The 20,198-nt window shown below is 60.1% G+C and carries 18 protein-coding genes; 8 read left to right on the top strand and 10 right to left on the bottom strand.

Annotation, left to right across the window (positions count from 1 at the left end):
* Positions 1–9 precede the first annotated feature (9 nt).
* From ACLD9W_RS05100 to nagZ, 3 genes are all read left to right on the top strand, one after another.
* The gene (locus ACLD9W_RS05100; protein ID WP_410841006.1) at positions 10–546 is read left to right on the top strand and encodes a hypothetical protein; all 537 of its coding nucleotides are present in this window, start codon (positions 10–12) and stop codon (positions 544–546) included.
* Positions 547–653: 107 nt separating this feature from the next.
* Positions 654–2,141 carry a DegQ family serine endoprotease gene (locus tag ACLD9W_RS05105; protein ID WP_410841007.1) on the top strand — a complete coding sequence of 496 codons (1,488 nt, stop codon included), beginning with the start codon at positions 654–656 and terminating at the stop codon, positions 2,139–2,141.
* An 85-nt stretch (positions 2,142–2,226) separates the two neighbouring features.
* A complete protein-coding gene (gene nagZ / locus ACLD9W_RS05110; protein WP_410841008.1) occupies positions 2,227–3,309 on the top strand; it encodes a beta-N-acetylhexosaminidase in 1,083 nt (360 codons plus the stop codon).
* A 194-nt stretch (positions 3,310–3,503) separates the two neighbouring features.
* On the opposite strand, the gene lysA is transcribed toward nagZ, so the two are convergent.
* Both lysA and lptM read right to left on the bottom strand, forming a co-directional pair.
* The gene (gene lysA / locus ACLD9W_RS05115; RefSeq protein WP_410841009.1) at positions 3,504–4,736 is read right to left on the bottom strand and encodes a diaminopimelate decarboxylase; all 1,233 of its coding nucleotides are present in this window, start codon (positions 4,734–4,736) and stop codon (positions 3,504–3,506) included.
* On the bottom strand, positions 4,733–4,915 hold the full coding sequence (gene lptM, locus ACLD9W_RS05120; protein WP_410841010.1) for an LPS translocon maturation chaperone LptM: 183 nt from the start codon (positions 4,913–4,915) through the stop codon (positions 4,733–4,735). Before lptM ends, lysA begins: the two co-directional genes overlap by 4 nt.
* Positions 4,916–4,975: 60 nt before the next feature.
* Here lptM and cyaY point away from each other — a divergent pair, with 60 nt between their 5' ends.
* Positions 4,976–5,305, top strand: a complete 330-nt coding sequence (gene cyaY, locus ACLD9W_RS05125) for an iron donor protein CyaY (RefSeq protein ID WP_410841011.1) — start codon at positions 4,976–4,978, stop codon at positions 5,303–5,305.
* A gap of 207 nt (positions 5,306–5,512) precedes the next feature.
* Here the strand turns inward: cyaY and ACLD9W_RS05130 are convergent, their stop codons facing one another.
* The gene (locus ACLD9W_RS05130) at positions 5,513–6,928 is read right to left on the bottom strand and encodes a leucyl aminopeptidase (protein WP_410841012.1); all 1,416 of its coding nucleotides are present in this window, start codon (positions 6,926–6,928) and stop codon (positions 5,513–5,515) included.
* Between the two features lie 113 nt (positions 6,929–7,041).
* Between ACLD9W_RS05130 and lptF the strand changes: the two genes are divergently transcribed.
* The gene (lptF, locus tag ACLD9W_RS05135; RefSeq protein WP_410841013.1) at positions 7,042–8,154 is read left to right on the top strand and encodes an LPS export ABC transporter permease LptF; all 1,113 of its coding nucleotides are present in this window, start codon (positions 7,042–7,044) and stop codon (positions 8,152–8,154) included.
* The gene (gene lptG / locus ACLD9W_RS05140; protein ID WP_410841014.1) at positions 8,151–9,221 is read left to right on the top strand and encodes an LPS export ABC transporter permease LptG; all 1,071 of its coding nucleotides are present in this window, start codon (positions 8,151–8,153) and stop codon (positions 9,219–9,221) included. Before lptF ends, lptG begins: the two co-directional genes overlap by 4 nt.
* Positions 9,222–9,535: 314 nt before the next feature.
* Here lptG and ACLD9W_RS05145 read toward each other — a convergent pair whose 3' ends face one another.
* A complete protein-coding gene (locus tag ACLD9W_RS05145) occupies positions 9,536–10,051 on the bottom strand; it encodes a hypothetical protein (protein ID WP_410841015.1) in 516 nt (171 codons plus the stop codon).
* Between the two features lie 478 nt (positions 10,052–10,529).
* Positions 10,530–11,222 carry an N-acetylmuramate alpha-1-phosphate uridylyltransferase MurU gene (gene murU, locus ACLD9W_RS05150; RefSeq protein WP_410841016.1) on the bottom strand — a complete coding sequence of 231 codons (693 nt, stop codon included), beginning with the start codon at positions 11,220–11,222 and terminating at the stop codon, positions 10,530–10,532.
* A 236-nt stretch (positions 11,223–11,458) separates the two neighbouring features.
* Here murU and ACLD9W_RS05155 point away from each other — a divergent pair, with 236 nt between their 5' ends.
* On the top strand, positions 11,459–12,250 hold the full coding sequence (locus ACLD9W_RS05155; RefSeq protein ID WP_410841017.1) for a dioxygenase: 792 nt from the start codon (positions 11,459–11,461) through the stop codon (positions 12,248–12,250).
* A gap of 76 nt (positions 12,251–12,326) precedes the next feature.
* On the opposite strand, the gene ACLD9W_RS05160 is transcribed toward ACLD9W_RS05155, so the two are convergent.
* On the bottom strand, positions 12,327–12,920 hold the full coding sequence (locus tag ACLD9W_RS05160; RefSeq protein WP_410841018.1) for a hypothetical protein: 594 nt from the start codon (positions 12,918–12,920) through the stop codon (positions 12,327–12,329).
* Positions 12,921–13,143: 223 nt separating this feature from the next.
* Here ACLD9W_RS05160 and ACLD9W_RS05165 point away from each other — a divergent pair, with 223 nt between their 5' ends.
* Positions 13,144–15,444, top strand: a complete 2,301-nt coding sequence (locus tag ACLD9W_RS05165; RefSeq protein WP_410841019.1) for a FepA family TonB-dependent siderophore receptor — start codon at positions 13,144–13,146, stop codon at positions 15,442–15,444.
* Positions 15,445–16,382: 938 nt separating this feature from the next.
* Here ACLD9W_RS05165 and ccoP read toward each other — a convergent pair.
* From ccoP to ccoN, 4 genes are read right to left on the bottom strand one after another with little or no spacing between them, the layout of a single operon-like run.
* Positions 16,383–17,768, bottom strand: coding sequence for a cytochrome-c oxidase, cbb3-type subunit III (ccoP, locus tag ACLD9W_RS05170; RefSeq protein WP_410841020.1), 1,386 nt, complete (start codon positions 17,766–17,768; stop codon positions 16,383–16,385).
* 23 nt (positions 17,769–17,791) lie between these two features.
* Positions 17,792–17,974, bottom strand: coding sequence for a cbb3-type cytochrome oxidase subunit 3 (locus ACLD9W_RS05175; RefSeq protein ID WP_410841021.1), 183 nt, complete (start codon positions 17,972–17,974; stop codon positions 17,792–17,794).
* Positions 17,975–17,978: 4 nt separating this feature from the next.
* Positions 17,979–18,590, bottom strand: a complete 612-nt coding sequence (gene ccoO, locus ACLD9W_RS05180; protein WP_009425112.1) for a cytochrome-c oxidase, cbb3-type subunit II — start codon at positions 18,588–18,590, stop codon at positions 17,979–17,981.
* Positions 18,591–18,614: 24 nt separating this feature from the next.
* Positions 18,615–20,048, bottom strand: coding sequence for a cytochrome-c oxidase, cbb3-type subunit I (ccoN, locus tag ACLD9W_RS05185; protein ID WP_410841022.1), 1,434 nt, complete (start codon positions 20,046–20,048; stop codon positions 18,615–18,617).
* Positions 20,049–20,198: the final 150 nt, after the last annotated feature.

A 20,198-nucleotide genomic window follows, 5' to 3' on the forward strand; every position in this document is an offset into this window, starting at 1 on the left:
AATACGCAAATGAACGAAGAAAACCCCTTACCCGGCACGCCGCAGCAGAAAAAGAAAAAAGGCTTCCTGAGCGCAGGAAAAATCCTGTGGGCATTTGTGTTCGTGCTGGCCGTTGCCGTTGCCGCCCTGCTCATCAACGTCTGGCTCGAACTGCAACGCCCGCCGCAGCAGCCGCAGCCCGCCGCGCCACAGCCGGAAAAAGTGGAAGTATGGTCGCCCAACGGCGCATCCGCCGTCCCGCCCGCCGCAGGCAACCCGCTGCCGCAGCAGCAGCCCGCGCAAACCGAAGCCTCCGCCGCCGAAGCCGACGTCCCGCAGACAGACGCCGCCGCAGCCAAACCGGCCAAGCCCAAAGCCAAGGCCAAAGAAGAGGCGGCAAAAGAAGAAAAACCGGTGCAGGAAACCGTTCTCGAACCGGTCAACAAAACGAAAAACAGCGGCGAAACCGTTTTGGAACCCATCAACAAGCCCAAGCCCGAAAAGCCCAAAACGGAAAAACACGTGCCCAAGCGCCAACCCTCTTCCGACATGGACAACCTGTTTTAAACACCACGGCGCAGGCCGTCTGAAAACCAAGCTTCGACGAAGCCCAAACCTTTCAGACGGCCTGAACGCCGAAAACCGAGCATTTCAAAGCATTCTAAGGAAGCACCGTGAAACCCAGTTGCAAACACCTCGCCCTTGCCGCCGCCGTCGTGCTGGCACTGGCTGCCTGCGGCAAAAAAGAAGACAAAACCGCCGACACCCCCGCCCGTCAGGAACAGACTTTCGCCAAACCCGTCGAAGCGCAAACCGAACAGGGCAAAGTCGCCATGCTGCTACCCGACTTCACCCGCCTGATGGAACAGGAAGGCTCGACCGTCGTCAACATCCAGGCCGCCAAACAAAGCGAAAGCGACAGCCAAACCAGCGACAGTCCCTTCCCCGAAGACGACCCGTTCTACAACTTCTTCAAACGCCTCGTCCCCAACGCCCCGCAGCTGCAAGACCCCGACGACGACAAAGACCAAAATTTCGGCTCAGGCTTCATCATCAGCGCCGACGGCTACATCCTCACCAACGCCCACGTCGTCGGCGGCATGGACAACATCAAAGTCACCCTCAACGACAAACGCGAATTTCCCGCCAAACTCATAGGCTCCGACCAACAGTCCGACGTCGCCCTGCTCAAAATCGAAGCCGCCGACCTGCCCGCCGTCAAAATCGGCGACGTCAAAGCCCTGCGCACCGGCGAATGGGTGGCTGCCATCGGCGCGCCCTTCGGCTTTGAAAACAGCATTACCGCCGGCATCGTTTCCGCCAAAGGCCGCAGCCTGCCCGACGAAAGCTACACCCCCTTCATCCAAACCGACGTCGCCATCAATCCCGGTAACTCCGGCGGCCCCCTCTTCAACCTCAACGGCCAGGTCGTCGGCATCAACTCGCAGATATACAGCCGCAGCGGCGGCTTCATGGGCATCTCCTTCGCCATCCCCATCGACGTCGCCATGAACGTCGCCGAACAGCTCAAAACCACCGGCAAAGTCCAGCGCGGACGACTCGGCGTCATCATCCAAAAAGTGGACTACAACCTCGCCAAATCCTTCGGCCTGGCCAAACCCGCCGGCGCCCTCATCGCTCAAGTCCTGCCCGACGGCCCGGCCGCCGCCGCCGGCCTCAAACAGGGTGATGTCGTCCTCTCCGTCAACGGCGAAGACGTCCTTTCCTCCAACGACCTGCCCGTCATGGTCGGCTCCATCGCCCCCGGCAAAGAAATCACCCTCACCATCTGGCGCAACGGCCAAACCGTCGAACAAAAAATCCTGCTCGACAACGCCGACAAAAACAGCAGCCGCAGCAGCGGCCGCAGCGCGGCAGACGGCAGCGACAGCCTGCAAAGCCAGAGCTTCACCGTCGAAAACATCGGCCTCACCCTGTCCGAACAAGCCTCCGCCGACGGCAAACGCCTGCAAGTGCTGCGTGCCGAAGGCGCGGCGGCGCGCGCCGGACTGCGGCGCGGCGACTACATCCTCGCCGTCGGCCAAACCCAAGTCACCGAAGAAGACGCCCTGCGCAAAGCCATCGCCGCAGCCGGGAACAACATCCCCCTGCTGGTACAGCGCGGCACAAGCACCATCTTCCTCGCCCTCAACCTGCAATAAGCCTTTTCAGACGGCCTCAATGCCCCGCATTGAGGCCGTCTGAAAACCGTTTACGGCCAACCCGCATCCCCGAAAGAACCCCTTCATGAAACCCCACCTCCCGCGCGGCCCCGTCATGGCCGACGTCGCCGCCCATACCCTCAGCGAAGAAGAAAAACGCCGCCTGCTCCACCCCGCCATAGGCGGCGTCATCCTCTTCCGCCGCAACTTCCAAAACAAAGAACAACTCACCGCACTCGTCGCCGAAATCAAAGCCCTGCGCCGGCCCGAACTCATCGTCGCCGTCGACCACGAAGGCGGCCGCGTCCAACGCTTTATCGACGGCTTCACCCGCCTGCCCGCCATGCGTACCCTCGGCCGCATCTGGGACGAACAAAGCCCTGCCGAAGCCGAACGCTGCGCCCAAACCGTCGGCCGCGTTCTCGCTACCGAACTGGCTGCCTGCGGCATCGACCTCTCCTTCACCCCCGTGCTCGATTTGGACTGGGGACAATGTGCCGTTATCGGCAACCGCAGCTTCCATCCCGATCCCGACACCGTCACCCGCCTCGCCCTCGCCCTGCAACGCGGCCTCAACCAAGGCGGTATGAAAGCCTGCGGCAAACACTTCCCCGGCCACGGCCACGTCGAAGGTGACAGCCACCACACCCTGCCGCAAGACCCCCGCCCCCTGTCCGAAATCGAAGCCGCCGACCTCGTCCCCTTCGCCAAACTCGCCGCCGAGGGCATGGCCGCCGTCATGCCCGCCCACGTCGCCTACCCCGCCGCCGACCCGCTGCCCGCTGGCTACTCCCCCTACTGGCTGCAAACCGTCCTGCGGCAACAGCTCGGCTTCGACGGCATGATCTTTTCCGACGACCTCACCATGGAAGGCGCGGCAGCGGCAGGCGGCATCCGCGAACGCGCCGCACAAGCCTTCGCCGCCGGCTGCGACATCGTCCTCGTCTGCAACCGCCCCGACCTCACCGATAAACTGCTCGACGGCTTCCAAGCCCCCGCCAACCCCGCTCTCGCCGCCCGCTGGCAAAACACCGCCTGCACCCTCAGCCCCGAACAGGCACGCGCCGCCATGCAGAGCGAAGACTTCCAAGCCGCCCAAGCCCTCACCGCCGCCCTCGCCAGCCCGCAGGACACCGCAGGCGGCGTCAAAGTCGGCGAAGCGTTTTAAAAAACGCTCCAAAGAGGCGTAAGTAACAAAATGGAGGCTGAGGTTCGGCCGCCGCTACGGTTTTAGAAATGTCATTCCCACCTACGCGGGAACGGCCTCAAACCTTTATCGCACGGTGTGGTGGCGGAGCATCGTAAAGGCCGTCTGAAACACCCGAATCGGGCTTTCAGACGGCCTTTTTACATCCGCAACAATCAGCCCGCCGCGTTCAGGCATGCCTGTTCGTTAGCCAGCATTTCTTCGATGGTTTCGCGGCGGCGCACCAAGCGGGCTTGGCTGCCGCAAACCAGCACTTCGGCGGCGCGGGGGCGGGTGTTGTAGTTGCCCGCCATACTCGACGCGTAGGCGCCCGCGCTGCGCACCACCAGCAAATCGCCCGCCTGTGCCGCGATGCTGCGGTCTTTGGCGAGGAAGTCGCCCGTTTCGCAAATCGGGCCGACGATGTCGGCGGCGAAGGGAGCGGCGGACGGCGTTTCGGCAGGTTCGATATGGTGGTAGGCCTGATAGAGGGCGGGGCGCATCAAATCGTTCATGGCGGCGTCGGTGATAACGAAGTTTTTGTTTTCGTTGTGTTTGACGTATTCGACGCGGGTGAGCAGAACGCCCGCGTTGCCGACGAGGCTGCGGCCAGGTTCGAGTATCAGGCCGAGTTTGCGGCTGCCGACGAGTTTTTCGACGGCGGCGGCGTAGGCGGCGAGATCGGGGGTGTCTTCGTCGCGGTAGACGATGCCGACGCCGCCGCCGAGGTCGATATGTTGCAGCGCGATGCCCTGCGCGGCGAGGCGGTCGGCGAGAGCAAGGATGCGTTCGCAGGCTTCGACAAGCGGGTCGAGTTTGATGAGCTGCGAACCGACGTGGCAGTCGATGCCGACGACGCGCAGGTGCGGCAGTTCGGCGGCGCGGCGGTAGGCGGCTTCGGCGTCGCGCATGGCGATGCCGAATTTGTTGTCTTTCAGGCCGGTGGAAATATAGGGATGGGTTTGCGCGTCCACGTCGGGATTGATGCGCAGGGAAACGGGCGCGCGCAGGTTCAGACGGCCTGCAACGGCGTTGATGCGCTCCAGTTCGGGCAGGCTTTCGACGTTGAAGCACTTGATGCCCGCTTTGAGGGCGAACTCGATTTCCGCCGCGCTTTTGCCGACGCCGGAAAAGATGGTTTTCGCCGCGCTGCCGCCTGCGGCCAATACGCGGGCGAGTTCGCCGCCCGAAACGATGTCGAAGCCGCTGCCCAATTCGGCGAAACGGCGGATAACGGCCAGATTGCCGTTGGCTTTGACGGCGTAGCAGACCAGGGGATTAAGGGCGGCAAAGGCGGTTTGGTAGGCGGAAAAGGCCTGGTCGAGGGCGGCTTGGCTGTAAACGTAGAGCGGCGTGCCGTAGCGTTCGGCCAGCCCGGTGTAGCTGAGGTTTTCGCAGCGCAGGGTCATGGTCGGGTTTCCGTGGATTGTGCGGGTGTTTTGGCGGGGCGGGCGGTTTTTTTCAGGCCGGTCTGCACCGCGCCGAAGCCCGCTTTGTCGTTTTCTTTGGGCAGGTAGAGATCGCCTTTGAAGCCGCAGGCGGCCAGCATCAGAAAGGCGGCCAGTGCGGCCGCGACGGGGGTTTTCATGGTTTTTTTGCGTTTCCTGTGGCAAGATGCGCACCATTTTAACCCAATCTGACAAAGCAAATGATGACGGAAAGTGAATTTTTGCAGCATTCGGACGCGCTGTTTGCCTATATAGAAGACGAAATCGACGGCGGCGGCTCGGATTTCGACTGCCAGCGCGCGGGCAATGTGCTCACCATTGAGGCGGAGGACGGCACGCAGGTGGTGGTGAACCGCCACACGCCCAATCAGGAATTGTGGATCGCGGCCAAAAGCGGCGGCTACCATTTCGCCGAACAGGGCGGGCAATGGCTCGCCACGCGCGATAAGCGCGAATTTTTCGCCGTGCTCTCGGAAGTGTTGTCCGATGCCTGCGGCGAAGCGGTGAACATCGCGCCGTTTGCCGGATGAGTTTTGCAGGGTGGAGGCCGTCTGAAAACCTGTTTATGGTTTTCAGACGGCCTTTTTGTCACAGGCGGGGTGTGCCTTGCGACGCACGCGCCTCCAAACATTCCGACAGGCTGCGGGCGCTTTGCAATGCGCAAACTGAAAATGGGAAAGGCCGTCTGAAAACCTTTAATCGGGTTTTCAGACGGCCTTTTGTGTTGCGGAAGGGGTTTACGCTCTGCCGCGCAGGAATTCCAGCAGCAGGGGGACGGGGCGGCCGGTGGCGCCTTTTTCTTTGCCGGATTTCCAGGCGGTGCCGGCGATGTCGAGGTGCGCCCACGGGTGGGTTTCGGTGAAGTGCGACAGGAAGGCGGCGGCGGTGATGGTGCCGGCGGGGCGACCGCCGATGTTTTGCAGGTCGGCAAAGTTGGATTTGAGCTGTTCTTTGTATTCGGGGAACAGGGGAAGCTGCCAGGCTTTGTCGTTGGTGGCGCGGGCGGCGGCGAGGAGTTGGTCGGCCAGCTCCTGGTTGTTGGCCAGCAGACCGCTGGCGGTGTGGCCGAGGGCGATGATGCAGGCGCCGGTGAGGGTGGCGACGTCAACCAGGGCGGCAGGCTCGAATTGTGCGGCGTAGGTGAGGGCGTCGCAGAGGATGAGGCGGCCTTCGGCGTCGGTATTGAGGATTTCGATGGTGGTGCCGTTCATGGCGGTGACGATGTCGCCGGGTTTGCTCGCGCCGGCGTCGGGCATATTTTCGCAGGTGGGAACGACGGCAATGAGGTTAATGGGAAGCCTGGCTTTGGCGGCGGCAACGAATGCACCGATGACGCTGGCCGCGCCGCACATGTCGTATTTCATTTCGTCCATTGCTTCGCCGGGTTTGAGGGAGATGCCGCCGGAGTCGAAGGTGATGCCTTTGCCGACGAGGACGACGGGCGCGGCGGCGGGGTCGGACGCGCCTTCCCAGCGCAGCTCGATCAGATAGGGGTCTTGCACGCTGCCTTTGGCAACAGACCAAAACGCGCCCATGTTTTCGCGGATGTATTCTTTATCGAGGATTTTCGCTGTTGCGCCGAATTTCTCGGCTTCGGTTTTGGCAGTTTCGGCGAGGTATTGCGGGGTGCAGACATTGGGGGCGGTATTGCCGAGGTCTTTGCACAGGTTGATGCCGTAGAGGGTGGCTTCGGCGGCGGCTAAGGCCGTCTGAACGGCAGCGGCGTGTTCGAGGGCGTAAAAAGCGGCGCTTTGCAGCTTGGCGGGTTTGGCTTCTTTTTTGAAGCGGTCGAAACGGTAAACCGCCGCGCCGATGGTGAGGGCGAGCGTTTCGGCGGCCGACGCGGCTTCGGCGGCATCCAGTGCGGACAAGTCGACGGCAACGCTTTCCTGCTTCTGCGCCCAGGCAGCGGCTTCGGCGGCGGCTTTTTCGAGTTCGGCGCGGGCGAAGGCAGCAGGGCGGCAGACGGCAACAGCGCGCAGTTTGCCTTCGGACACGGTTTGCGCGGCGGCAAAAGTTTCGCCGTTTTCCAGCGAAGCAAGCAGCAGGGCGGCGGTTTCGCCTGCGGCGGCGGGGAGGTTTTCGCGGACGATATAGAGCGCCGCGCCTGCGGCCTGCGGCTGCAAAGATTCGGCTTTTGTGATAAATTCCATTTTCCTAATTTCCTGTCGGTTGCTGTGAAAACGGGCGGGATTGTACTCCATCATTCAGGCCGTCTGAAACCGCCGCCGCGCCTTTTCAGACGGCCTTTGCCGATAATGCGTTTATGATTTACCGCCAAAACTTCATTAAAGAACTCACCCTCGCCGCCGTCGGCATTTTCGCCGTGGTGCTGGCGGTGCTGGTGTCCACGCAGGCCGTCAACCTGCTCGGCCGTGCCGCCGACGGGCGCGTGGCGGTGGACGCCGTCGCCGCGCTGATCGGCTTCTGGACGCTGGGCATGACGCCGCTTCTGCTGGTACTCACCGCCTATATTTCCACCCTCGCCGTGCTCACGCGTTTTTGGCGCGACAGCGAGATGTCGGTGTGGCTCTCCTGCGGCCTGTCGCTGAAACAATGGCTGCGTCCCGTGCTTGCCTTCGCCCTGCCCTTTGCCGTGCTGATTGCCGTGATGCAGCTTTCCGTTCTGCCGTGGGCGGAGCTGCGCAGCCGCGAGTTTGCCGAGCTTTTGAAGCAGAAACAGGAACTGTCGCTGGTGGAAGAAGGCGAGTTCCGCACGCTGGGCAAACGCAACGGCCGCGTGTATTTCGTCGAAACCTTCGACACCGAATCCGGCGTCATGAAAAACCTCTTTCTGCGCGAGCAGGATAGTAAAGGACGGGAAAACGTCGTCTTCGCCAAAGAAGGCCGCTTCGCCCTCAACGACCACAAACGCACGCTCGAACTGACGCAGGGTTACCGTTACAGCGGCATCCCCGGCGAAGCCGATTACAACCGCGTCGGCTTCGAGCGCCTCAGCCTCGTCATCAGCGCCACCCCGAAAATCATCAACCCCATCGACCACCGCCGCACCATCCCCACCGCCAACCTCATCGGCAGCGACAACCCGCAATACCGCGCCGAACTCATGTGGCGCCTTAGCCTGCCGCTGGCCGCCCTCATCCTCTGCATCCTCGCCGTCCCCCTGTCCTACTTCAACCCGCGCACCGGCCACACCTACAACATCCTGTTTGCCATAGGCTTTTTCCTCATTTACCAAAACGGCCTCACCTTCCTGCGCAAAGCCGTTGAAAACGGCAAAATCGGCTTCTGGGCAGGATTTCTCCCCCTGCACCTGCTGATGCTTGCCGCCGCCCTCCTCCTACTGCGCGTCCGCTCCCTGCCCGCGCAACCCTTTGCCCGCATGCTCAAAGCCGCCCTGAAAGGCAGCAAACCATGAAACTCATCACCCGCTACCTCATCCGGCAACTGAGCGTCACCAGCCTCTACGCCATGTTTGCCCTGCTGGCCCTGTACAGCTTCTTCGACGTCGTCGCCGAAGCAGGCGGCATCGGCGAAGGCAGCTACAACGGCGCCAAAATGCTGCAATACGTCCTGCTGCAAATCCCCGACCACGCCTACCAAATGATGCCGCTGGCCGTCTTAATCGGCGGCCTCGCCGCCCTCAGCCGCCTCGCTGCCAACAGTGAACTCACCATCATCAAAACCAGCGGCATGAGCAGCAAAAACCTCATCGCTATCCTCTTAGCCTTCGGCCTGATATTCGCCTGCGCCACCGCCGCCCTCGGCGAATTCGCCGCACCCGCCGCCAACCGCTACGCCGAAAACCTGAAAACCACCGCCAAAAACGGCCGCATCAGCACCGGCGCCGAAGGCCTGTGGATTAAAGAAAAAAGCACCATCGTCAACGTGCGCGAAATGCTGCCCGACCAAAGCCTGCGCGGCATCAAAGCCTTCCGCCTCAACGACGCCTTCCAACTGGCCGAAAGCTGGCAGGCCGACGCCGCCACAGTTGCCGCCGACGGCACATGGCATCTGCAGAACGTCCGTCGCAGCATCCTCGAAAAAGAGCGCGTGCGCACCGAGCGGCACGACAGCGAAAACTGGCAGGCCGACATCCGCAGCGGCCTGCTCGACGTCCTCCTCGTCAGCCCCAACCAAATGTCTGTCACCGCGCTGACCTCCTACATCGCCCACCTCGAAGACAACCGCCAGAAAACCGACCTCTACCGCATCGAATGGTGGCGCAAACTCATGTACCCCGTCGCCACCGTCGTCATGGCACTCGTCGCCCTGGCCTTCACTCCGCAATCGACACGCCACGGCAATATGGGCTTGAAACTCTTCGGCGGCATCTGCCTCGGCCTCGCCTTCCACTTCGCCGGACGCCTGTTCGGCTTCACCAGCCAGCTCTACGGCATCCCGCCCTTTATCGCCGCCGTGCTGCCCACCCTGATCTTCGCCGTTTGGGCGGTGTGGCTGATACGCAGACAGGAAGCGCGTTAGGCCGTTTAAAAAACAAATTGAGGCCGTCTGAAAACCCTTTCAGACGGCCTTTTGTTCTGTTGCAATCCGTAGTTCGGGCATTTATGCCCGAACTTTGCAAAGGGAATTTGTCGAGCATAAATGTCTGACCTACTGCTCTGTTTGTCGGACAGGCGTCTTTCAGACGGCCTTTGGGATTCGGAAACCGCGTGCGTTGCTGCGCAACACGCCCTACGGCATACGGGCACGGTTTGCCATATCGAGGCCGTCTGAAAGCACAGAGGCCGTCTGAAAAGGTTTTTTCAGACGGCCTTTGTGCCTTGCGGCGCGGCGGGTTAGAAACCGTTCCGCCCGATGTCCGCCGACACGTCGACGGCCGCGTGCCGTTTGGCGATGCGGTACCAGCCCGCCAGCCGCCACAGGCACAGCAGCGCGACAAAGGGCAGGCAGGCGGCCACGGCGAGGTAGCGCGGGTTGGCCGCCGACACCACAGGCTCGCCGCCTGCCAGCCGCAGCAGCGCCCAGCCCCACTGCCACACCGAAGTCAGCGAAAACGCCAGCACGGCCAGCAGACCCAGCGTGGAAAACACGCCGACGGGCACGGCCTCGCCGCGCGGCACGGTGCGGTTGAGCCGCAGCAGTACCAGCAGGCCGAAGCCGACCACCAGCACCATGCCGCCGTTGGCCAGCACCTGCAAGCCGTTGAAAGCGATTTCGGGCGACACGGGCAGGCCGTCGGCGGGCGCGGTTTTGCGCTGCCCCAGCGCCACGCTCTGCATCACGTTCAATATAAAGGTGTAAACCATGTCTGCCAGCACCGCCCAAACCGGCAGCGAAAAAACAAAACGCATCGCGCGCCCTCCGTAAAAGAGCGCGGAGTGTAGCAGAAACGCGGGCAGCCGCAGAGGGCAGACCGTCTGAAAACGGGGCGGGGAACGGGCGGCGGCGTTTGCCGACCCGCGCCGTTCCGCATCGGGCGGGTGTATTGGCGGCGGAAATACCCGCGCCGCGAAAACGCCTGCGGACGGGGCGCAAAAGGCAGGAGGCCGTCTGAAATCCCGTTCGGGGCTTTCAGGCGGCCGCCGTCGGTTTTTCGTGCGCCGACGGCGGCGTAGGCGGTAAAAGATTGGCCGTTGCCTGCGTTGCAAAAATATGCGGCAGGACATTTGTCCTGTTAATTGGGACGAAGCAGCGAAACCGTATCGGCGGATGGAGCGCCCGCGAAACGAAACCCTTTACGGACGGGGCGTAAAAGGCGGGAGGCCGTCTGAAATCCCGTTCGGGGGTTTTCAGACGGCCTCTGTCCGTTTAATCCGCACCGACGGCGGCTTATATTTGGCAATCTGCCGCCAGACGCCGCGCTTCTTCCAGCCGCTCCTGTGTGCCGACGTCGAGCCACAATCCCGTATGGTGCGTGCCGCCGACGCGGTTTTGCGTCATGGCAAGGCGCAGCAGCGGCGCGAGTTTGGCCGCTTGGTGCGGCGGCGTGGCGGCGAAGAGTTCGGGGCGGTAGAGGCCGCAGCCGCTGAAGGTCAGACGCACGCCTTCGCCTTCGCTGTGCACGCGCCCGTCTTGTCGCAGGACGAAATCGCCTTCGGGATGGTGCGGCGGGTTGGCGGTGAGCCAGAGGTGGGCGAGGCCGTCTGAAAGCAGGGTTTCGGCCTGGTGCGCGGCGGCGAAGTCGATGTCGGTGAACACGTCGCCGTTAACGACCAAAAACGGTTCGTTCCCCAGCAGCGGCAGGGCGGTGGCGATGCCGCCCGCGGTTTCCAAACCCTGACCGCCTTCTGGCGAGTAGGCGATGGAGACGCCGTAGTCCGCGCCGCTGCCCAAACGCTCTTCGATTTGGCGGCCGAGCCAGGCATGATTGATCACGATTTCTTCGATGCCCGCGGCTTTGAGGCGGCGCAGGTGCCAGCCGATAAGGGGCTCGCGCCCGACCTGCAACAGGGGCTTGGGCGTGGTGTCGGTGAGCGGGCGCATTCTTTCGCCGCGCCCGGCGGCCAGTATCATCGCTTTCATGGGGTCTTTCGTGTGTGCCGTCAGTCGGAAAACGCGGCATTGTATAGTGAGCCAAAATAAAAAATCTACGGCGTTGCTGCGCCTTGTCGTACTACCTGTACTGTCTGCGGCTTGCTGCCTTGTATCTTTTTTATTTTGACTCACTATACAGGCTGCGGCAGGCCGTCTGAAAGCGCGCGCTTGCCCAAACCGCCGCCGCGGCCTATCATCTGCGCCCCTTCGCACAGGAGAATGTTATGAAACTGCCCGTACTCTTCGTTGCCCACGGCAGCCCGCTCAATGCCGTGCGCGACAATGCCTACACGGAAGAGTGGCAAAACTACGGCGACGAGCTGCTCGACGAGTTCGACGGCGAAATCCGCGCCGTGCTGTGCGTTTCTTCGCAATGGGTAACGGAAGGCAGTCGCGTCACCGCCGCCGCCGAGCCGCCCACCCTGCACGATTTTTCGGGCTTCCCGCCCGAGCTGCACGAAGTCCGCTATCCCGCCGCAGGCAGCCCGGAGCTGGCCGAACGCGTCTGCACGCTGCTGGGGGCGGAGGCCGACACGCAGCGCGGCATCGACCACGGCGCATGGACGGTGCTCAAACGCCTGGTTCCCGACGCTTCCGTTCCCGTCGTCCAACTCAGCCTCGACCGCCGTCTGAACGCGCAGGGACATTTCGATTTGGCCGCCAAACTCGCGCCGCTGCGTAAAGAAGGCGTGCTTGTTGTCGCCACCGGCCACACCGTTTCCAATCCGCAGTTGCAGGACTGGCAGCACCCCGACCGCCCGGGCAACGCCTATCCGTGGGCGGATCTGGCGCGCGAGCTGATTAACAAATGGGCAAACGGTCGCCGTTACGACCGCCTGCTCGACGAGGAAAACTACCCCGTCGCCATCCGTCAGGCGCTGCACGACCGCCGCTGCTTCTATCCCTTGCTCTACGCCCTTGCCCTGCGCGGAGAAAAAGAGCCGCTGGAATTTTTCAACGACGAAATCGTCGGCAAATCGCTGTCCATGACGTCGCTGATTATCGGCTTTTTGTAAGAACCCGCATCCGTACGCAAAGACAAAAAGGCCGTCTGAAAACTTTTCAGACGGCCTTTTGGCGTTTCAGACGGCCTTACATGGCCTTTTTCAGCAGCTTCACGTCTTTGAGCGCTTCGGCCAGACGGGCGTTGCCCGCGGTGGCGCTGTTGGCGCAGACGGTGTAGAGATTTTCGGGATGGTAGATAGCGATGCAGTTTTCGCTGCTGCCGTCAGCCTGCGTGAAGGAATAGTCCATGCGGTTTTCGGTGGCCGCGCCCGCTTTCAGGTCGGCCAAACCCGCCGCCTGCAAGGCGCTTGTCAAACCGGCATAGTATTCTTTGGCGGGTTTGGCGGGTTTGCCCAAATCGATAACCGAGAGCGTGATGTCAGCGTCTTCGTCACGTTGCAGCAGCGTCACTTCTTCGGCGCTGGTGCCTTCGGGCAGCAGCCCGGCGTTGCCGCTTTGGTCTTGGAAATTGCCGGTAACGGCAATGCTGACCGCGCCGTCGCGGCTGGTGAGCGTTTGTGCCGAGGCGGCGGGAGCGGGCGCTTCGGAGGCTGCTTCGGAAGCGGCAGCAGGCGCGTCGGCGGATTGCGGGTTATTGACTTTGGTGTCGCAGGCGGCCAGCGCGAGGAGGACGGCGGCAGCGAGGGCGGCGGATCGGATGTTCATGACGGTGTTTTCCATAGAGTGTGTCGTTTGCAGAACGCGGAGTATAGCAAATAATCCGTTTGCCATGGCGCGGCGCGGCCGCTTTCCCGCGTATGCCGTTTCAGACGGCCTTGTTGCATTCTGCCGACAGCAGGAGAAAATAATGTGATTTGTTCCTGTTTTGGTTGGCAGCGGCGTGTCTGTCCTTTATAGTCCGCCTTTGTAAATTTTGCTTTACATAATATTTTAAGGAGCTCCGATGGAACACCATTCTTTCCCCCATTCCGCCCTGGCCGTGCTGCCGCTGGCGCTTGCCGCCGCTTTCGCGCAGGCCGACACCGCCGCTGACGAAGGCGGCGAACTGGAAACCGTCTATGTCAGCGCCCAGCGCCAGCTGCAACAATCGCTGGGCGTGTCGCGTATCACCGCCAAAGACTTGGAAACCCGCCCTGCGGTAAACGACATCTCCGACATCGTGCGCACCATGCCCGGTGCCAACCTCACCGGCAACACCGCCTCGGGCGAGCGCGGCAACAAACGCCAGATCGACATCCGTGGCATGGGGCCGGAAAACACCTTAATCCTGATCGACGGCCGCCCCGTCACCTCGCGCAACGCCGAGCGCTACAGCTGGCGCGGCGAGCGCAACACGCGCGGCGACAGCAACTGGGTGCCGCCCGAAGAAATCGAATCCATCAGCGTGCTGCGCGGCCCGGCAGCCGCCCGCTACGGCTCGGGCGCGGCCGGCGGCGTGGTGAACATCGTCACCAAAAAAGTCAGCAGCGAATGGCACGGCTCGCTGAACCTGTTCACCAACCGCCCGCAGGACAGCAAAGAAGGCAAAACCAACCGCATCGGCTTTAACGTCAGCGGCCCCGTTGTCCAAGACAAGATCGGCTTCCGCCTCTACGGCAGCCTGAACAAAACCGACGCCGACGCGGCAGACATCAATGAACCGACTGTTATTTACACCAGCTCCGGCCAACGCCGCGTTTTGACCGGCGCAGGCCGTGACGGCGTACGCAACCGCGACCTCGCCAGCCGCCTCGCCTGGCGCATCACGCCCGAGCAAACCCTGACCTGGGACACCATGTACAGCCGCCAGGGCAATATCTACGCGGGCGACAACCAAAACAACAACCCGAACGACTTTACCAAATCGCTCTACGGCGAAGAAACCGCCATCCTCAAACGCACCAGCAGCGCACTCGTTCACGAAGGCGTTTGGAACTGGGGCGACACCAAAGTCACCGCCCAGTTCGACCGCACCGAAAACGAACATCTGGTGGAAGGTTTGCAGGGCGGCCCGGAAGGTCAATACGAAAAGGACAAAAGGTTTACCGAAAGCACTCTGAAAACCGGCCGCTTCGCCGCCGAAGCCAACATCCCGTTCAAACTGGGCGGCGAACACGTCGTTACAATCGGCACGGAATACACACGTGACAAATTGGATGACGGTTCTTCTATGAGACAGGGTTTTAAAGATAAAGGCGGCTATACTTTCAAAGTTCCTGGAATGCAAAAACCGATACAAATCGAAACTACAGACCGTTTCGACGGTTTGCATGAAAACAGAAACGGTTTAAACAAACAAAACAACTTTGCTGTTTACGTTGAAGACCATATCAAACTCAACGGCGGCAGCACCAAGCTGATTCCCGCCCTGCGCTTCGACCACAACAGCAAATCGGGTGGAAATTGGAGTCCCGCATTCAACTTCGTACAGCGCATCGGCGATGGCTGGAACATCAAAGGCGGTATCGCCCGCGCCTACAAAGCGCCCAACCTATACCAAAGCAACCCCAACTACATCCTTTATACACGCGGCCAGGGGTGCAAAATCGGTACGGCAGGCAATACGCACTGTTATCTGATGGGCAATGCCAATCTGAAACCCGAAACCAGCCTGAACAAAGAAATCGGCTTCGATTTCGCCCGCAACGGCTATCTGGCTTCGCTGGCCTACTTCCACAACGATTACCGCAACAAAATCGTTGCCGGTGACGATACTCTTGCCGTCAGTAAAAACACCGTGACCCTGCCGAATGGAAATACCGCAGATGTATTCGCCCACCTTTACCAATGGACGAATGCGAAAAAGGCGCTGGTGGAAGGCTTTGAAGGCAACCTGACCCTGCCTCTGCACAGTACCTTGAAATGGACGACCAACTTCACCTATATGCGCAAATCGGTGAATAAAGACACAGGCAACCCGCTGTCGGTGATTCCGAAATACACCGTCAACAGCAGCCTGAACTGGCAGCCGACCGAAAAATTCGACGCCGCCCTTAACGTCACCTACTACGGCAAGCAAAAACCGCGCAGTGTCGTTTTGATTAACAAGGAAAAAGTTGAAGGGGGTTTATCGAACGAGGATGTCAGCCCCTACGGTTTGGTCGGCATCAACGCAAGCTACCGTTTCAACAAAAACCTCAACGCCCGCGTCGGTATCAACAACCTGTTCAACAAACAGCTCTACCGCAGCGGCAACAATACCAGCGCGCAAACCTACAACGAACCCGGCCGCGCCTTCTACGGCAGCCTGAAAATGTCGTTCTAAACAGGTTTGAAACGTAAAGGCCGTCTGAAACCCGATTCCGGGTTTCAGACGGCCTTTTGTCTTTGGAGGCGTAAGTAACAAAATAGAGGCTAAAAATTCCCGTAAGCCTTATTCTATTAAAGCTTTAAAGAGGTTCAAAGGCTTTAAACACAAAAAATGCCCTTTTTGCGGCTCAAAACAAATCAAAAAGAACGGCTGCCGAAACGCCAGACAACGCTACAAATGCCACACCTGCGGCAGGCAGTTTGACGGCGGCAAGCGGCTCAATCCCCAAGTGCTGTCTGCGACGGCAGATGCGGTCCGCCGCAGATGTTTGACGACATTCTCGTACAGCTGTGCCAGTTTCATCAGGTTAAAACCGTCAGCCGCTATTTGACGCGCAACCCGAAAACCGATGCGGGCAAAGCGCTATGGCGGTTGGCATTGACGTTGAAAAACAGTAGGCAATCCGATTTTGAACATAATCTGCAAACGTGGTTTGAGCAGTACCAAAACTATTTGAACGAACGCACCTTTAACCCTGAAACAGGCAAATCGCATTACACACACAAGAACATCAGGAGTGCGTATTACGGAATTTGGCTTATTTGTTTGTGTTTGAGCGTTATCCTGATTTGTGCATTCCGAATACGACCAATCTGCTTGACGGCACGTTCTCGGACATGAAACGGCTTTTGGCGTGTCATCACGGGATGAATGGAAAGAATAAGGTTAGGTTTATTCAGGATTATTTCTCGGTTAAGCCTTAGACTTAGCCTCCATTTTGTTACTTACGCCCCTTTTCAACCGTTTTGCTGTTGCACCGACAGCGCCAACGGACTGATTTACGAATACCCAAAGGCCGTCTGAAAGCCGGGAATGAGGCTTTCAGACGGCCTTAAAGCAGAAAAAAGGTATGCTCTTTGTGCATACCTTTTTTGTTTGCCTTCGGGCGGTGTTTAGAATTTGCCGCCGGATTCGTTCACCATATAGGTTACGGCCGCTTTGACTTCGTCGTCGGAGAGGGCGGTGTTGCCGCCTTTGGCGGGCATCATGCCTTTGTCGGTGAAGCCTTCGATGGCGTGTTTGAACAGGGTGTCTTTGCCTTTTTTGATGCGCGGCGCCCATTCGTCTTTGTGGGTGATGCGCGGGGTGTCGGGAATGGCGGAGTTCGCGCCGTGGCAGCCGAAGCACAGGCCGTCGAACACTTTTTTGCCGTCGGCCGCAGGCGCGGCGGCCTGTTCGGGCTTGGCGGCGGCGGTTTCCGCGGGTTTGCTTTCTGAGGCAGGAGCGGAAGCGGCGGCTTCGGGAGCGGCTGCGGCAGGAGCAGGTGCGGGTTCGGCTTTTTTCGGCTCGGCCGCGGCAGCTGCGGCGGCTTTTTTGCCCAGTTCGTTTTCGCTGTCGGTTTTCAGCGCTTTGCCGTCTTTGTGCGACAAGCCCCAAACGTAGGCGGTCAGCAGGTGGATTTTGTCTTTATCGAGGAAACCTTCCCAAGCGGGCATTTGGTTGTGGCGGCCGTTGGTGACGGTTTCGATAATGGCTTTCTGCGTGCCACCCCACAGCCATACATCGTCGGTGAGGTTGGGGCCGAGGCCGCGGACGCCCTGGCCTTTGTCGCCGTGGCAGGTGAAGCAGTTGGCGGGCGGGCCGTTGAACAGGACTTTACCGCGTTCGGCGCGTTCGGCGTCGTATTGTTCTTCGGGTTTGGACAGGGAGAGGACGTAGTTGGCAACGTCTTTCACGCCTTCTTCGCCGAGTTTGGGCCCCCAGGAGGCCATGATGCCGGTGCGGCCTTTGGTAATGGTTTCCTGGATTTTTTCCGGAGTGCCGCCGTAGAGCCAGTCGGCGTCGGTGAGGTTAGGGAAGCCGCGCGAGCCTTTGGCATCGGAGCCGTGGCACTGGATACAGTAGGTGTCGAACAGGTTTTTGCCGATGGTGCGGGCTTCAGACTGTTTGGCGGTGTCTTCTACGGACATTTTGCCGTATTTGGCGTAGATGGCGCCGTATTTGGCTTTGGCCGCGTCCACTTCGGCACGGTATTCGCCGACGCTGGTCCAGTTGCGCAGGCCTTTGAAGTCGCCGAGACCGGGGTAGAGGGCGAGGTAGCCGATGCCGAACAGCCAGGTGAGGATGTAGAGGTAGAACCACCAGCGGGGCATGGGGTTGTTGTATTCCTCAATGCCGTCCCAGTCGTGGCCGGTGGTTTTGACGTCTTCGCCTTTGGGCAGGGGCTTGACTTTGTTCTGCGACAGCAGAAGCCAAATCAGGCCGATAAAGCTGAGGACGATGATGCCGATGATGTAGTAGTTCCAGAAATCACTGGTGAAATGGGATGTTGTGTTCATTGTTTTTAGCTCCGTGCCACGGGTTAACGGGCGGGACTGTCGTTGTCGTTACCGCTGCCGTGCGGGGTGTCGTCGTCGTCGATGATGCTGCGCGACGCTTCGTCGTAGTTGGTTTTGTTGCGCTTGTTCAGAACGATGTACAGAACCAGCATGAAGCTGACGAATACCGCTACGGTAAACAGGCTGCGCGCCCAGTTAACGTCCATGGTGTTACCTTACGTTTTTCAAGGCCAAGCCCAAACCCTGCAGGTAGGCGATTACCGCTTCCAATTCGGATTTGTCTTTCAGCTCTTCGGGAGCTTTGGCAATTTCTTCGTCGGTGTAGGGCGTACCCAAAGCTTTGAGGCCTTTCATGTGGGCGACAACCTGTGCCGGATCGACTTTGTTGCGCGCCAGCCAGGGGAAGGCGGGCATGTTGGACTCGGGCACGACGTCGCGCGGGTTCAGCAGGTGGATGCGGTGCCATTCGTCGGAATAGCGGCCGCCGACACGCGCCAAATCGGGACCTGTGCGTTTGGAACCCCATTGGAAGGGACGGTCGTAAACCGATTCTCCGGCCACGGAGTAGTGGCCGTAGCGTTCGGTTTCGGCACGGAAGGGACGGATCATCTGCGAGTGGCAGTTGTAGCAGCCTTCGCGCACGTAGATGTCGCGTCCGGCCACTTGCAGGGCATTGTAAGGTTTGACTCCTTCGATCGGTTTGGTAACCGCCGGAGAGAAGAACAGTGGGACGACTTCGATCAGCAGACCCACGCTGACCACCAGCAGGGTAAACACGATGAGGACGCCGACTTTTTCTTCGACTAATTGTTGCAGTTTCATTTTTGGTAGTCCGTCTTTCTTATATTAATGGTGCTGCGCTTCGGCCACGGCGGGGATTTCCGCTTCAACCGGTTTGCCGTTCATGATGGTACGGTAAACGTTGTAGCCCATGATGCACATGCCGCTCAGGTAGAGAAGGCCGCCTGAAAAACGGATGACATAGAAACGCATGCTTTCTTTCACACCTTCCACGAAGGCGTAGGTCAGCGTGCCATCTTCGTTGAGCGCGCCCCACATCAGACCCTGCATCACGCCGGCAATCCACATCGAGGCGATGTAGAGGACGACGCCGAGGGTGGCGACCCAAAAGTGCGCGTCGATGAGTTTGGTGCTGTACATTTCTTTTTGGCCGAACAAGCGGGGAATCATGTAGTAGACCGAACCGATGGTCACGAAGCCCACCCAGCCGAGCGCGCCGGCGTGTACATGGCCGACCGTCCAGTCGGTGTAGTGGCTCAGGGCGTTGACGGTTTTGATCGACATCATCGGGCCTTCAAAGGTGGACATACCGTAGAAGGACAGGGAAACGATGAGGAATTTCAGAATCGGGTCGGTGCGCAGTTTGCCCCACGCGCCGGAGAGGGTCATGATGCCGTTGATCATGCCGCCCCAGGAGGGTGCGAAAAGAATCAGCGACAAAACCATGCCGACAGACTGCGTCCAGTCGGGCAGCGCGGTGTAGTGCAGATGGTGCGGACCCGCCCACATATAGGTGAAAATCAGCGCCCAGAAGTGGACGACGGAGAGGCGGTAGGAATAAACGGGACGGCCTGCCTGCTTGGGTACGAAGTAGTACATCATGCCGAGGAAGCCTGCGGTCAGGAAGAAGCCCACGGCGTTATGGCCGTACCACCACTGCACCATCGCATCGATGGCGCCGGAATAAATCGGATACGATTTCATCGGGCCGACCGGCAGGCTGAGGTTGTTGACGATGTGCAAGAGGGCGACGGCGAGAATAAAACCACCATAGAACCAGTTTGCCACATAGATATGCTTGATTTTGCGTTTGGCAATCGTGCCGAAGAACACCACGGCATAGGCCACCCACACCAGCGTAATCAGAATATCGATCGGCCATTCCAGCTCGGCGTATTCCTTACCCTGCGTCCAACCCATCGGGAAGCTGACAGCGGCGGCCAGAATCACGGCCTGCCAGCCCCAAAACGTGAATGCGGGTAGCCAGCCGCCGAAGAGACGGGTGTTGCAGGTACGCTGCACCACATAGTAAGACGTACCGATCAGACCGCAGCCGCCGAAGGCGAAAATCACCGCATTGGTATGCAGCGGACGGATGCGGCCGAAGTGGAACCACGGGCCGATTTCAGACAGATTGAGTGCGGGCCAGAAAAGCTGCGCGGCGGCGATGACGCCGACCAGCATGCCCACAATCCCCCAAACTACAGTCATGACGGCGAACTGCCGCACCACTTTGTAGTTATAAGTTTGCGCTTCCATGAAAGTCTCCATTAAACACGGAAAATAAATCCGGTCGATTCTGCGGCACGCCGAAACCCGCCGCGCAAAGCCGTTTTTCCATCAATTTGCTCCGGCCACCTTTTTCAGACGGCCGTTTTGCCGAACCAAGCATACCGGGAATCCGCCGCT

The organism is Neisseria sp. WLZKY-1 (assembly GCF_046546535.1).
In the GTDB taxonomy this organism is placed as follows: domain Bacteria; phylum Pseudomonadota; class Gammaproteobacteria; order Burkholderiales; family Neisseriaceae; genus Neisseria.

Coding starts and splice junctions, on each gene's coding strand:
- ACLD9W_RS05100 (WP_410841006.1), top strand. CDS start 10: ATGAACGAAGAAAACCCCTTACCCGGCACGCCGCAGCAGAAAAAGAAA.
- nagZ (WP_410841008.1), top strand. CDS start 2,227: ATGAAACCCCACCTCCCGCGCGGCCCCGTCATGGCCGACGTCGCCGCC.
- lysA (WP_410841009.1), bottom strand. CDS start 4,736: ATGACCCTGCGCTGCGAAAACCTCAGCTACACCGGGCTGGCCGAACGC.
- lptM (WP_410841010.1), bottom strand. CDS start 4,915: ATGAAAACCCCCGTCGCGGCCGCACTGGCCGCCTTTCTGATGCTGGCC.
- cyaY (WP_410841011.1), top strand. CDS start 4,976: ATGATGACGGAAAGTGAATTTTTGCAGCATTCGGACGCGCTGTTTGCC.
- ACLD9W_RS05130 (WP_410841012.1), bottom strand. CDS start 6,928: ATGGAATTTATCACAAAAGCCGAATCTTTGCAGCCGCAGGCCGCAGGC.
- lptF (WP_410841013.1), top strand. CDS start 7,042: ATGATTTACCGCCAAAACTTCATTAAAGAACTCACCCTCGCCGCCGTC.
- lptG (WP_410841014.1), top strand. CDS start 8,151: ATGAAACTCATCACCCGCTACCTCATCCGGCAACTGAGCGTCACCAGC.
- ACLD9W_RS05145 (WP_410841015.1), bottom strand. CDS start 10,051: ATGCGTTTTGTTTTTTCGCTGCCGGTTTGGGCGGTGCTGGCAGACATG.
- murU (WP_410841016.1), bottom strand. CDS start 11,222: ATGAAAGCGATGATACTGGCCGCCGGGCGCGGCGAAAGAATGCGCCCG.
- ACLD9W_RS05155 (WP_410841017.1), top strand. CDS start 11,459: ATGAAACTGCCCGTACTCTTCGTTGCCCACGGCAGCCCGCTCAATGCC.
- ACLD9W_RS05160 (WP_410841018.1), bottom strand. CDS start 12,920: ATGGAAAACACCGTCATGAACATCCGATCCGCCGCCCTCGCTGCCGCC.
- ACLD9W_RS05165 (WP_410841019.1), top strand. CDS start 13,144: ATGGAACACCATTCTTTCCCCCATTCCGCCCTGGCCGTGCTGCCGCTG.
- ccoP (WP_410841020.1), bottom strand. CDS start 17,768: ATGAACACAACATCCCATTTCACCAGTGATTTCTGGAACTACTACATC.
- ACLD9W_RS05175 (WP_410841021.1), bottom strand. CDS start 17,974: ATGGACGTTAACTGGGCGCGCAGCCTGTTTACCGTAGCGGTATTCGTC.
- ccoO (WP_009425112.1), bottom strand. CDS start 18,590: ATGAAACTGCAACAATTAGTCGAAGAAAAAGTCGGCGTCCTCATCGTG.
- ccoN (WP_410841022.1), bottom strand. CDS start 20,048: ATGGAAGCGCAAACTTATAACTACAAAGTGGTGCGGCAGTTCGCCGTC.